The organism is Methylomagnum sp., assembly GCF_054333355.1.
The window spans coordinates 1-13,873 of sequence record NZ_JBTEKS010000083.1 but is presented as its reverse complement, the minus strand read 5'-3'; the positions used below and the strand labels follow the sequence as shown (position 1 = coordinate 13,873).

General features: G+C 52.6%; 11 protein-coding genes. 5 read left to right on the top strand and 6 right to left on the bottom strand.

All coding sequences use genetic code 11. The features are described 5' to 3' along the window. From ACXWUF_RS08745 to ACXWUF_RS08720, 6 genes are all read right to left on the bottom strand, one after another. Positions 1-1,688 (bottom strand): hypothetical protein (locus tag ACXWUF_RS08745; protein WP_458494285.1); only part of this gene is annotated, 1,688 nt, incomplete at its 3' end. A 37-nt stretch (positions 1,689-1,725) separates the two neighbouring features. Then, positions 1,726-2,169 (bottom strand): hypothetical protein, encoded by a 444-nt coding sequence (locus tag ACXWUF_RS08740; RefSeq protein ID WP_458494284.1) that lies wholly within the window; start codon positions 2,167-2,169, stop codon positions 1,726-1,728. A gap of 266 nt (positions 2,170-2,435) precedes the next feature. After that, positions 2,436-3,992, bottom strand: a complete 1,557-nt coding sequence (locus tag ACXWUF_RS08735; protein ID WP_458494283.1) for a glycoside hydrolase family 26 protein — start codon at positions 3,990-3,992, stop codon at positions 2,436-2,438. 480 nt (positions 3,993-4,472) lie between these two features. Next, entirely contained in the window at positions 4,473-5,582 is a 1,110-nt protein-coding gene (locus ACXWUF_RS08730) for a DegT/DnrJ/EryC1/StrS family aminotransferase (protein ID WP_458494282.1), read from the bottom strand. Between the two features lie 281 nt (positions 5,583-5,863). Continuing rightward, a complete protein-coding gene (locus ACXWUF_RS08725; RefSeq protein WP_458494281.1) occupies positions 5,864-6,604 on the bottom strand; it encodes a hypothetical protein in 741 nt (246 codons plus the stop codon). 31 nt (positions 6,605-6,635) lie between these two features. Then, positions 6,636-8,105: a GumC family protein gene (locus ACXWUF_RS08720; RefSeq protein WP_458494280.1), complete on the bottom strand. Its 1,470-nt coding sequence runs from the start codon at positions 8,103-8,105 to the stop codon at positions 6,636-6,638. A 465-nt stretch (positions 8,106-8,570) separates the two neighbouring features. Between ACXWUF_RS08720 and ACXWUF_RS08715 the strand changes: the two genes are divergently transcribed. The 5 genes from ACXWUF_RS08715 (at position 8,571) to ACXWUF_RS08695 (ending at position 13,683) form a co-directional block, all read left to right on the top strand. Then, entirely contained in the window at positions 8,571-10,211 is a 1,641-nt protein-coding gene (locus ACXWUF_RS08715) for a polysaccharide deacetylase family protein (RefSeq protein WP_458494279.1), read from the top strand. An 85-nt stretch (positions 10,212-10,296) separates the two neighbouring features. Beyond that, positions 10,297-11,196 (top strand): glycosyltransferase, encoded by a 900-nt coding sequence (locus ACXWUF_RS08710; RefSeq protein ID WP_458494278.1) that lies wholly within the window; start codon positions 10,297-10,299, stop codon positions 11,194-11,196. A gap of 2 nt (positions 11,197-11,198) precedes the next feature. After that, the gene (locus ACXWUF_RS08705; RefSeq protein WP_458494277.1) at positions 11,199-12,413 is read left to right on the top strand and encodes a glycosyltransferase family 4 protein; all 1,215 of its coding nucleotides are present in this window, start codon (positions 11,199-11,201) and stop codon (positions 12,411-12,413) included. Positions 12,414-12,433: 20 nt separating this feature from the next. After that, positions 12,434-12,928, top strand: a complete 495-nt coding sequence (locus tag ACXWUF_RS08700; protein WP_458494276.1) for an acyltransferase — start codon at positions 12,434-12,436, stop codon at positions 12,926-12,928. A 35-nt stretch (positions 12,929-12,963) separates the two neighbouring features. Continuing rightward, positions 12,964-13,683, top strand: coding sequence for a polysaccharide biosynthesis/export family protein (locus tag ACXWUF_RS08695; RefSeq protein ID WP_458494275.1), 720 nt, complete (start codon positions 12,964-12,966; stop codon positions 13,681-13,683). Positions 13,684-13,873: the final 190 nt, after the last annotated feature.

Here is a 13,873-nt window from a genome sequence, read left to right as displayed (position 1 = left end):
TCCGCGCAATCATTCGGGTTGTAGCCCACCTCGAACGCCGCCCGCCGGGCAAACACCTCGGCGATGCTCAACGCCCACGGGCTGCCATCGCTGCGCTTATAGCTAACCCGCCGCGCCTGAGTGCGCTGGACGTGCAGCCGCTCAATGTCCGCCTTGGCCGCCTCTGGCGCTTGCCCGTTCAGCGCGAACAACTCCGGGTGGCGCACGATGCGTTCCGGCAGCCCCGCCAGCACATTCATGGCGATCAGCAAACGCATATCGCGGGAAGGCGTCGAATAATCCTCCCAAGCGCCCAAGGTCTCGAAAATCGCCGCGCCCGACGGCATCGCCACCACCGCGCCGCGATGCGACCGGAAATAACTCTCGCCCGTCTCGACCGAACCCGCCCGCCCCGTCACCTGTTCCACCAGCGCGTCCAACATGGACTCATACGCCTGTTCCGGCGCCAGCCCGCTGGGGTCGATAAGCTTTTCCACCCGCGCATAAAAATCTTCCGGGGCCAACCGCGCTTGCTCGTCGGCATAGGGCGCGACCGGGGCGCTACGGGCCAACTCGGCATTGGACGGCAACCGCAGCCGCCCGCCCGCGTCTTGCTGTAAGGGCCGGAACGCCTTGAAACCGGGACCGGCGCCCGGCGTGTTGGCGAACAAAAACGTCCCTTCCCAGAACCGTTTGCGGTTCACCGAATTGTCCGGCTGGGCGTCCACCGCCAACAACAAGCCACCGCGCCCGCCGGTTTGCGGAATCCATTTCACCAGCATCAAGGTATGGCCGTAGGGGTCGGCATACACCGTGCCGGGCCACAGCCAATCCCGCTCCAGCGCCACCGGGTAAAAATCCGTCGCGTCGGACCCGAGCGCGGTGCGGGCGCTGCCGGAATGCACCGTGTCGGCGATTTGCCGCATCAGCCCGTTGAACGCAGTGGCGGGCAACGCGCCCCGCGTGAAACGCGGGTCCACCGTGGGTCCGCCGCAATGGGGCGCCCGCGCCGCGCTGCCCCGGTCACAAGCGCGGAACGCCACCGGCAGGCCGACCTTCCAGGCGAAATAGCCCCTCAGGAAATAGGGCAGGTCGGCGCAATCCGGGGTGGCGGGCAGGCGGGCGTCTTCGTTCTGGCGCAGATGGTTGTGCAAGAAATTCCGCGCCGGGTCGCGCAGCACGGGTTCCAGGGACGGGAAGCTCAGGTTTTGCTCGGGCGGGCCGTCGAAAAGCTGCTCGATCCAGGCCGCATAAAAGGCTTCGGCGGTGGTGTTCCAATCGGTCACGGCGGGCGGGTTCACCTCGTCCGCGCCTGGTCCCACGCCGACCATCCGGCAGGCCACCGGCTCACCGCCCCGGCGTATTTCAACCCGATACGCGCCCCCTTGGCCGGGCTGAAAATCCGCCCCGAGACTCCACGGCGGGCCACCCCGGGGGATGGCGTCCAGCGGGATTTCCGCGCCGTCGGGTCCGAACGCGGTCAGCGTCTCCGCCGGGCCGTCGGTCAACACGGCCATGATGTTGACGGGCTGGCCGGGCGCGGGGTGCAGGGGCGAGGTCCAAATCGTTGCCGAAGGGTTATCCGGGCAGGGCGGGGCGGGGGCGTCTTCCGCCGTGGCGGGCTGGCTGATTAGCCAAGCCAAACCGATGAATAGAAGGGGGCGTCGCTTAAGGATGGGGGGCATGGCGCGGGTCTCGAAGTGGAACATACCGCTTTCGAGTATACCCGGCAGGGGAACCCCGGTGTCATTTCCCCAGGCTATGCGACGCGGCGGCGGGCGCTTGCCGGGTCTGGGAGACTTGCGGCGCTTGGGTGCCTTGAGATACCGCCCCCTGCCGCCGAGCGCGGCGCCTACTCGCATGGGCCTCGGCCCGCGCCGGGGCGGGACCGAGCGCCTTCAGCCGGGCCTTGAGTTCCTCGCTCCGGGCGATGGCTTCCCGGCGCAGGATGTTCTGCACCTCGAAATCCCGCTGCCTGCTCCATTCCTCCAGTGTTTGCTGCTGGCGGGCCAAGTCCCGTGGATGGGTGGGCGGGTTGTCCTTGATGTTGAGTGGCTGGCAGGTTGGACCCGTGGCGGTCTCGGAAAAGCTCGTCTTGCCGTTCTCGACGCAACGAAACACCGATCCGGCGTCAGCGGTGTGGGATAGGGCGAGCATGGCGAGTGTGGCAATGCAAAGGGATGGCCGCATGATTTCCCCCATAAGGTTCTGTGAGGTTGGGGCGTGGCTTGCATGGCATCCTTCGAGAGGATGCAGAGCAAGACTTACACAACAGATTGTAATGCGGCATCACTCTACTGGGCTAGGCTGTCTCAATTTACTTTCGGAGGATGGGCATGTACTCATGCCCACCAAAACACCCGTTGAATTAAGCATCGGTGGGCATGAGTACATGCCCACCCTACCCTGAAGATTTTTACTAATCAGGTAATTTGTTCCAAATAGCGTGGAGATAATCAGGGCGACCGCCAGCGCCGCGCCCTCAATTCCTCTTTCACCAACTGGATGTATTCAATCGCCCCCGGGTCATACCACCCGCCGCTGTAATGCCAACCGACGCAGCCCCAATACATTTCCTCGTCCGTGCCTTGGGTATAAACCGGATAACCCGCCGTCGGCATCCTTTCGCGCAGATAATCGACCCAACCTCGATAACAGGCGTATTGCCTGCCGAGTTTGTAATCCACATTGAAAGCCGTGGATAACCGGGTCATGGGGTAGGCCGGGGCGCTATCCGCCTCGTATTTCACTTGCAATAAACCGAAGCTGGTGGGGCAGGGGCGGCTATTCCGCCGGTCGGGCGGACATAGGTTATTGTCCGTCTCCCAATCCCCCAGCGTGGCCTGTAGCCAATCGCTTTCCACCATGGCGACGGCCCGCTCGGTCTCCGCGTCGAAACCCCATTTACACGCGGCCCATTGGAGGATTTCGTCGGTGGTGCCGGTGAAATTGCCGGTAATCCGGGGAATCACCTCGGGCGCGAAAAACCGATGGGCGCCCTGATGAAATGATTGAAGCTGGGCCTGCGTCGGCGTGGCGAGATTGGCGGCGGCGTTCTGCGGTCGCCACTCGGGCAAGGCATACGCCACCCGAGCCGCGCAATCCGCCTCGCTGGGCAGCTTGGCACCAGGCGCCAGGGTGACGGATTCTTCCCGGACCAAGCCGGCTTGCAAAGAAGCCGTCGCGACCGTCGAACTGCCCAAGGTATCCAGAATATTGGCGGCGGCTAGGCGGTTGCGGAAAACCTCGGCCAGCGCCGGATTGGTTTGCACCCGCATATCGGTATTGTGGCGGGGAATATCATCGTTTTCCCAGGTTTCATTCCACCAGGAAAATGCCACTAAACGGGGCCAGCGGCCCGCCACAATATCCGCCAGAGCCGCATCCGCCCAAACGGCTTGATTGCCGCGCTCATTCCCGGAAGTCACGCCAAACTCAAGCAGCGCCAAAGGTTTCGCCGCTGACAATCGGGCGAGACGCGGATACACCAAATCCATATCGGCGCGAAACTTCGACCAAGAACTCATGGGCGTCAGAGCGCCATAAACGCTGACGCCGATCAAATCTATATATTCATCGCCCGGATAATAATTCTCGAAGCGGTTCCATGTCGTGGCGGGATAATCGCCATTATTCGGATGAAACACCCACCCAATATTATTGGCACCTTCCTCACGCATCAGGGTGATAATTCGCCGATAGGCGTCCCGGAAGCGCTCCGGCCCATCCGCCAAACGGGGGTCACCGTATTTATTCTTAATGCCCGCGCCATTCCATTTGCCATTCCAGGGAAACCATCGCCCGTTCATTTCGGTGCCGACCTCGACCAAGAGGGGCGAGTTGAAATCCCGGGCGGCCCGCGCCCAATTCAGAAAGTCGGTGTCGAATTGCCCCCGCAGTATTTTGCTTAAGGTAAAGCGCCGGTTGGCGCGATTGGGCAGCGGGCTGTCCCTCAGCATGATACGAATGAATGGCACGCTGCCCCGGTCGCGAACCCAACTGGCGGTGGACAAGGGAAACTTTCTATCCTGATACCAATTATTAGAAAAATAAACCCAGGCCGCTTTTTTGTTGACGGAAGTTTCATAAGCCGTGACATCGGCGGGACTTATATCGTCTTCGTTACCCGTTATTCCACCAGGGTAAACCCCATGGTAAAGCGTTCCGGTGGGCGGGAGAGGAAATGGTTCGGCGGAAAGGTGGGCTAAAGGCAGGGTGGAAACCAATGCAAGGGTAATTGCGATAAACCGCTTAATTCTGGTGCCGCGTGGATTAAACATTCCTGATGCCCTCCTCCTAGTAAATCCAGATATAGATAACTCAACTGGTAAAGCAGCATACTGACCCCTCTTTCCACGGGAGAGGGTTGGGGTGAGGCCGACCAAATGTGAAGCTTTGCTTCCGCCGCTATCCATACCATGCTCGTCCATGAATTAAATAACAAAACGGATAACATCCCTGACCGGGATGCTATCCGTCGATTGGCTAACAACCTACAGGTTATCGCAGTAAGCCCTTACGTTTTCCACGATATATTCAATATCCAGGGAGCCAAGCTCCGAAAACATAGGCAAGGATACCACTGACTGGGCGGATTTTTCCGAAATCGGAAAGCTGCCTGCCGGTAGGCCGAGGTGGGCATAAGCCTCTTGACGATGCACCGGAACTGGGTAATGGATACCACAATGAATACCTTTATCGCCCATCACCTTAATGAAATTATCCCTATTTTCGATATGAATAGGGTAGACATGATAAACATGCTTGGCATAAGCTGCTTCCACGGGCAAGCGGATTGATTCAATGCCGGACAGCAAGTGGGAATAAGCGGCGGCATGTTGGCGCCTCGCTTCATTCCAGCCCGCCAGATACTTCAACTTCACACTCAGCACCGCCCCTTGAATACCGTCCATACGGGCATTCCAGCCTATTTTTTCGTGGTAATACTTTTTCGATTGCCCATGCTCGCGCAATATCCGAATAACGCGGGCCAATTCCGAGTGATTGGTGACGACCGCGCCGGCTTCACCATAAGCACCAAGATTCTTTCCGGGGTAGAAACTAAAGCACCCGGCATCGCCAATCGAACCCGCAAGGCGACCTTTATATTCTGCGCCATGGGCTTGAGCGGCATCCTCAACCACCACCAGGTGATGCTTGCGGGCAATAGCCATGATCGGGTCCATATCGGCCATTTGACCGTATAAATGAACCGGGATAATCGCCTTTGTTTTCGTGGTGATAGCGGCTTCGATACGCTTTGGGTCCATGGTTAAAGTATCTGGGTCAACGTCCACGAATACGGGTATCGCGCCGCACAGGCTGATAGCCTCGACCGTGGCGATAAATGTGTTGGAAACCGTAATCACCTCGTCGCCGGGCATAACGCCTAAGCCCCATAAAGCCAACCACAAGGCATCAGTACCATTGCCTACACCAATGGCATACTCCGTTTTACAGAAATTGGCGAATTCGTTCTCGAACTCAGTCACAAATGGACCACCGGCAAAAGCCGCGCTGTCGAGAACCTTTTGAATCGCCTCGGTGATTTCACCCCGGATGGATTGATACTGTTGCTTTAAATCAAGAAACGGGACATTCATCGTAAACTCCTTTTAAGTTAAGCCAGTAAATTGGCGAAGTATGGACTCAGGCTGTGGCGGAAATACTAGCAATGGAAAGCGTGTAACCACCTCGATAGGAAAGGAAAAAAGCTTGATATATATGGCGGTGGAAGGAAATCTTCATTTGATCGCCCTCACCCCAGCCCTGTCTCGTGGGAGAGGGGGCAAAACGTCGTTTTGCAGTTGAGCTATCTATAAGAGACGAACAAGCTTATGTTATCCGTCAAGATAATCAGTCCGGCAAATAGTCGAACCCTAGGCTATAAAAGTTTGTAAATAAAGTTTGGAATATAATGCCTGCGTTTATTGAACACTACCCCCAGGATATTGCCACCTTCCCGCTGTATTTTTTGCTTAATGGTTTGGATCACCGGCCAGCGGGACGAGTCAGCCTCCATGACTAACACCACCCCATCGACCGCCCGGCAACAATCAATGCCCAAAGAAGAATAAAACGCGGGTGGCGGGTCAATAATAATCAAGTCGAAATTTTCCCGTAGATAATCAATGGACTGATTTATCAGGGATCGCGATAGCGTATTGGGGCTATCGACTTGCGTGAGGTAACTGATACAAAAACGGGGTCCAGCCACTGGATAAATGGCGGTTTCCAATCGTGAGCCAGATTTGAGAACATCATCCCAGCTCAATCCCGGCGCCATATTAAAAAAGCTATGCTGACTAAGCCTCAGCGAGTCGGCGTCTAAAATCAGAACCGACTTATTGAACTTCTCATGAGCCACCCAGGCGAATTCGCTGGCAATAGTCGAAGTGCCTTCCTCGTCACCGGAACCGATAAATTCAATGGCGCGGCCCTGAACAAGCGGTAACAGCGATGAAATGGCGTGGTAAAGATCAAGAATTTCGTCCGCCATGCGGAGCTTAACGGTGGGTCTTGATTCCGGGCGTTTGACATTTTCAGGTTTCAGCGGCTTGGTATTTTCCAAAAACCGCTGCAATTGCTCATGAACGCCATGTAAATAATTAACTTGTTTCATCATAATATCCCAATAGTTTTGGCCGACTCCTTGGTTATGGTTTATAGGCGATGGTCGCCAGTACCGGCAGTCCCAGGCGAGTTTCCGCATGTTTAGGATCGGATATCGTTTTTGAGGAATACTCGGACAGCAGAGCGAACCCAAGGCCAGCCACCACACCCAACAACAGGCCAACTAAAATATTCAGCGCCTTTTTCGGTTTAATGGCTTCCGCTGGTATGGCCGCCGCATGAATAATACTTATATTGGCCATTTTCTGGCGATTCATATCATCGGAAATACGGGCGGACTCCACCCGTTCGAGATAACCCAAGTAATTCTTTTCGCTGGCATCCTTGGCGCGTTTCAGATTGGTCAATTCCATTTCGTCTTTATTAAGCGCCTCGATCCGGCCTTCCTGGTCGGTGAATAGGCTGCTCAAAATCGCGACATTGGCTTGTTGGGAGCTTAGTTCCGCCTCGGTTCGGACAATATCTTTTTCGATTTCCTGGTAGATGATATTGCCCGTTTTTACCTTGGTGGAAACATCCCGATCCTGTTCCGTGAGGAATTGTTGAACAAGCTCTATTTCCTCACGGGTGTGCTTAATTAATGGGCTGCTTTCATCATATTTTGCCTGTAACTGCTTTTCCTTTAATTGCAGGTCAAGCAGGTTAGCCCTGGCGTCCACAATAATTTTTTCCCGTTCGGATTGCGTGTAAAAAGATTTATTCGCCAGCACATTTTTCGCAATCCGCCGTAAAGTAAATAGGCGCTTTTGCAATTCCTCCACCCGGACTAGGGCAGATTTCAAAGAATTATCGAGTTCTGTGCGTTGCCTCAGCAGCAAGGTCATTTGTTCTTCAAACGAAAACACTTGGTGCTGTTGTTTGAAGGTTTCCAGATTCTTTTCCGATTCCTTTAGCTTTTGCTCATAAACGGCAAGCTGCTTTTCTAAAAAAGAAGAGGTTGGCTCGCTGAACAATTGAAGATGTTTTTCCCGGAATGATTCCACAAGCAGGTTCAGAGCCTGGGCGGCAACGGCGGGATCATGGTGTTGGAATAAAACCTGTATGACTGTCGAATTTTTAATCCCTTCGGCTTTAAGATTTTTCATGAACTTTATAGCAGCAGCCTGCGCGGGCGTGATCCTAGAGGATGGGCTGTCCACCAAGTCAGGGTATATATTTTCTATTTTCAGGGTATCAATAACCTTTTCGATTAAATCTGGGCTGGTGAGGATTTGTATCTCCGAGTTAATGACATCCTCCTGAGAAATTACCGGGGGCGCGTCTCGGTCGCTGGGGCGATTTGCGTAATCCCGCATGTATTCCCGCCCAAACTTGACCAGCAGGCCCGACTTGGCCTCATAGGTCGGGGCTATTAACAAGGTTGCAGAAATTACGCCCAACATGACGATCAAGAAAACAATTACGATCTCATGCTTGCGCTTGAATAGGATCGTCAGCAAATCCCGGAGATTTATTAGATTGTGCTGATCGTGGCTGGTAGATGCATTGTCCATGAATCATTCCCTAAGCGTTACGATTCCGTTCTGGGGCATTAGCGAGTTCATAGAATCAGGGGAATTTGTAAACTTTTCTATAAGTATTTTTACGTGTTTTGCTCAACTATTTGATCCAATGGGATAAGCCAATCAGGGAGGCACGGGAAAAACCCACCAAACGCCGCTTTGGCGCTAGCTTAGCGGCTGGATTTCTTTGATGCAGGCGAAGAACTCGGTCCGCCATTCACGCAAAAGGTACCCGATAGAGGCATACGTATTCCTACTGACTTTTCTCGGTTCAGCCAGTTATTTAACAATTGCACCTGCGAAACAACGAATGTTTCGCCTTACAAATGGTGATAATTGGCAACCAAAATCATTCATCTCACTAAATTGTTGAGGAATGATATAGGTCGTTTAGTGACGACATGGAAAGTAATCGTTGCTGATACGCCGCTTTAAACAGAGTAAAGGAGTACGCAAATGGATAAGAGGACACGGATGGCGATGTTGTGCCTGCTGGCCGCAGGACTACAAACAGGGTTTGCGGAGGCCGAGTCGGTTAGAAAAGGAGAAAGCAAGAGAGAACCCCTTTATAAGAAGCGTCCCGAAGTGCAGATAATTAGATATAACCGGGATGTGACCTGTAAATTAAACCCGGAACTGAAATGCGGGAAGAAAAAAACTAATACCAAAGATGATGAATCAGCGTCTACATTTAATGATGAATGGGATAAGCTCGGCGGCGACAATCGGGTAAGAGCGGAGGCCGAGACCCAAGCGCTTACCACGTTATTAAACAACGGCGAGTTCACAACGCCGGGTACCACCGCGAATAAAGCCGCCTATTGGCAGGATGGGAGTGGCTGTATTAATGGATGGGGCACTTACACCCGTGTGGCGGTCAATAATTCATCGGGCGCACCAAACCAGGTAATGAAACTGACAGGTGGCGTCACATCGGCAGCTGGCTGCCAGACTGTTTCATTCGGCAGCCAAGGCACTTCTCAACCCGTTGACGTGGTTGGTTGGGTAAAAGGTGAAAAGATAACGAGAACCGGCTCGGGATACGGCGCTTTCTTGGTGGTTAGGTTTCTTTTGAGCAGTGGCGATTCCCTAGATTGCAAAACCCTAGCCAATGTCGGCAGCTTTGACTGGCGATTCGTCGGCGTCAATTCCTATGCAGATTGCTATGTAGAAGAACCCATAGCAAGCGTCAAAGTTCTAGGCCGGTTATACCGCTCCGCCGGTAATGCCTATTTCGATAATATACGGGCAGAAGTTCGTCCAACACAAAAGCCAACGCTTTCTTTGGTTTTTGATGATGGATATAAAAGCACCTATACGGTCGCCTACCCTAAATTAGCAAGCCTTGGCATACCCGCCTCGTCGGCTCCCTTTACCGACAATATCGGATCAACCGGCGGCGTTACCTATGCCCAATTATGGGATATGGTTAAAAATGGCGGGTGGGATGTGCTGTCGCATAGCAAAACCCATGCTGATATTCCAAGGCTGAACCAAACTGCCGCCATCAATGAGCTTCAGAAATCCCAAGAAGCCCTTCGGACCAATATCGGTGGCCCATCAGGTGTGGCCCGCCAGAACATACCTAGTAATAAGGATGCCAATGGTCAATTCCTAGCCGATAAAGAACCCTACAAAACCCATATTTCGATACAGGACTTTGTCTGGCCCTACGGTTCATTCAATGCGAATTCGCTTGGACTGGCACAGCAGTATTATCGCTCTGGCCGAACGGCTATGGATGGTTCAAACAATGCCAGCGGAACGTATCCGTGGACGGTGCTTAGCTGGACTTTAGAAAGCGCCACGACACTGGATGCGGTGGCGGGCTGGCTGTCTGACGGATGCAATAATAACCGTTGGACGCTCATCATGGCTCATACGATAGGTGAAGATCCGTCGGACGGGTACGATATAACCCCGGCATTCCTTGATAAAGTCGCGAATTTGATGAAGTTTGGGTCTGTCAAGGATGGTACCAGGACGGTGATCGTGAATTGTCCGGCAGGTTTTTACAATAATGGTGGATTTGACATCAAGACTTATAGTGATGCCATCACGCTGTTTGGAGCAACCACAACGCCGAGTCCCAAATAAGTAGTCGGTTTTAGTTATCCATGTGTCTGTCGTCTTCGCTGCGCCGAGGCGGCAGGCACTTCAACAACAAAGGGAAACCACCAATATGTCGAATGGAATTCGCAAAGAATTTTCCTACGTGTTAATGACATCCGCACGTAACGAAGAAAAGTATATCGAAGGAACGCTGCAATCCGTGGTGGCTCAAACCTTATTGCCCAAGAAGTGGGTGGTGATTAGTGACGGCTCCACTGACGATACCGATTCCATTATTAAACGATATGCCAGCAGATACGAATTTATCCATTATCTGCGCACCCATCATACAGCGGATAGAACTTTCGGCTCGAAAGTTTATGCCTTGCGCCTAGCCTTGCGAGAGTTTGAAGCTTGTGAATTTGACGTGATAGGCAATTTAGATGCGGATGTGACGTTTTCTTCGGATTATTTTTCAAGAATCATGACTTGTTTTCAGGCTGATTCGGAGCTGGGTATTGCCGGGGGGTTAATCCATGAAAACCATGGTGGACATGTTATCCCCCATCGTCAGGCCATTGATTTGAATGTTGCGGGTGCCAGCCAGAATTTCCGCCGGGAATGTTTTGAGCGGATTGGCGGTTATCGTCCATTACCCAAAGGCGGGGAAGACCCTTTGGCGGATTTAATGGCCCGCATGTATGGCTGGAAAGTCAAAACCTTCCCCAAACTCATTGTCATGCACCATCGCCATTGCGGAACGGCATCTGGTCATAAATATAAACCTTTCTTTGATCTGGGCCGGGTCGATAGCTACTTTGGGTTCCACCCTCTGTTTGAACTGGCGAAATGCTTTTCCCGTGTCGATGAAAGACCCTATCTCGTTGGTAGTTTAATTAGGCTGTTAGGGTATTGCTACGGCGCTTTTTCACGGGAACCCTTGGCGATTCCCCGGGCGGCAAGGGACTTTCTGCGGAAGGAGCAGCTAGGTCGGCTGGCGGATGTTTTCAGGATTCCCCAGGAATTATAAGCATGAATAACGACATGAAGTCGCGGGTCGCCATGGTGGCGTTTTCTTCCTACCCGTCCGAGCCGCGCACCCGGCGGGAAACCGAAGCCTTGATAGAGGCTGGTTATTCGGTCGATGTCATTTCACCAAAACGGCCCGGCGAGGCGTTTTTCGAGTCGGTCAATGGAGTGAATATATACCGGTTACCCGTAGTAAAAACCCGCAACAGCAAGCTGAGTTATCTCTGGGAATATGCCTGGTTCGGACTGCTCGCTTTTTTCATGCTTACGTGGCTTTATTTGCGGCGACGTTATGACGTCGTCCACGTTCATAATATACCTGAAATCCTAGTCTTCACCGCGCTCATTCCCAAGCTATTCGGCTCAAAGGTTCTGCTGGATATGCATGATCCAATGCCGGAACTATTCGTTACAAAATACAAAGTTCAAGAGGATCATTCCGCGATTGCATTGTTGAAGGTTCTTGAGAGATTGTGTATGGGTTTCGCGGATCAGGTGTTGGTGCCTAATAAGGCCTGTCATAAGCTGTTCGCCAATCGCGGTTGTGACCCTCGCAAGATGCAAGTATTGCTGAATTCGCCAGATGAGCGAATCTTCAAGCTTGGCAGGCCATCATCTAGACCGTTCAAATTGGATTCATTGACGTTAATTTGCCATGGCACAATTACCGAGCGAAGCGGCTTGAGTACCGCCTTGCAAACCATGGTTTTACTCAAAAACAAGATTCCAAATCTCTCGTTTCATGTGTATGGCGACGGGGATTTCGTTGGCGAGTTTCTAAGGCTCAGAACCGATTTTGGATTGGCCGATATAGTGCAATACCACGGCCATGCCACACTGGAAACCATAGCGTCGGCATTGGATATCTCCGATGTGGGGGTGATTCCGAATAACCGCAATCCGTTCACTGATATTGCCACCCCGACACGGGTTTTTGAGTGCTTGCGAAAGGGAATACCCGCCATCGCGTCACGCTTGCCGGGCGTACTCGATTACTTCAGCGAGGATTCCTTGTTTTTGTTTGAGCCGGATGACGCCGCTGACTTAGCGAAAGTTATCGAGCTGGTTTATGCCAACCCCACCCTGCGACTGAGTGTGCTGGAGCAGGGAATGGCCGCTTGTGGTGCCTACTGGTGGGAGACTGAGAAACAGATCCTACTGCGTTTGTACGAGGGCTTGCTTCCCCCGCCGCATTCTGAATTCAGTGCCGACCATTAACCCATAAAAAGGAAATTGCTATGGATATTACACTTAGCCCCCTACAGAAAATCTCGGATGATGTTAAGTTGGGTTTGAATGTAAAGATATTCCATTTTGTCAACTTATATGGTTGCGAAATTGGCGATAACACAAAGATTGGATGTTTTGTGGAGATCCAGAAAGGAGCCAAAATTGGCGCGAATTGCAAAATATCCAGCCATAGCTTTGTTTGTGAAGGGGTAGTCCTTGAAGATAATGTTTTCATCGGCCATGGCGTTACCTTCACCAATGATATTTATCCGCGAGCGACGACGGCGGAGGGAAAATTGCAGACCGATAGTGATTGGGAATGTATCGCCACACGGGTCAAAAAGGGCGCGTCGATTGGTTCCGGGGTGACGTTATTGTGCGGCATTACCATCGGTGAGAATGCCATTGTCGGCGCGGGAAGCGTTGTGACTAAGGATGTGCCCGCCAATAGTATTGTGGCTGGCAATCCCGCCCGTGTTTTAAGACACAAACATCGGGATTGAGTGGATAACTCGGCTACACTTTGCGGGATTAAATCATGAACAACATTTTACGAATTATAATAACAGCTATATTAGTGATAAGTGGTATTGCGGGGTGTAGCTCCCAGCATGGCGGGATTCCCGATGATCTGCAATACGCTTCTTTGCCGAATACCCAGAAGAACCCGGGTGCCTACACCATTCAGCCGGGCGATCAATTGGACATCAAGTTTTTCTATAATCCAGAATTGAATGAAAATCTGCCCGTCAGGCCCGATGGCAAAATCACTTTGCAGCTAATTGGAGAGGTTGATGCCGCTGGGCGGACACCTACCGGGCTAAGCGCCGATTTGGAGAATCGTTATTCTGGCAAATTACGTTATCCAACGGTGAATGTCGCTGTGAGAGGGTTTGCGAATCAGCAGGTATTTATTGATGGGGAGGTGGAGCATCCGGGGCTGGTGGACCTGACGAGTCAGTTGAGCGCGTGGCAGGCGATTATTAAGGCGGGTGGGTTTAAGGAAACGGCGGCCCGCGACAGCGTTATTGTGATTAGGCGGGGCGAAGAGAAACCTATTCCTTATCGGCTGGACTTTAAATCATCCTCATTGGATCAACCCCATGTTTCCTTCCCGTTGCGGCCTTTCGATGTGGTTTTTGTGCCGAAAACCTGGATTGCCGAGGAAAATAAATTCGTCAATCAATATGTTGAAAAGCTGATTATGTTTAAGGGTTGGTATCTTTATTTGACGCCCTTTCAGCCCATCGTGAGATAGGTTGACGTTACAGATACCATATTGTTCGCGATGGATGTGCGGCTCTTTCGTAAGCCTTCAAGGCTCCCATCTGTAATCCGCTGAGCCGCCCGGTCATGCTCGGCCTTTTGCGCGAGGTGGAGCGATGGCGTTATCGGCCTATTGGCAGGGGCATATCGAGGCCTGGCAGACGAGCGGCCTCACCCAGGCG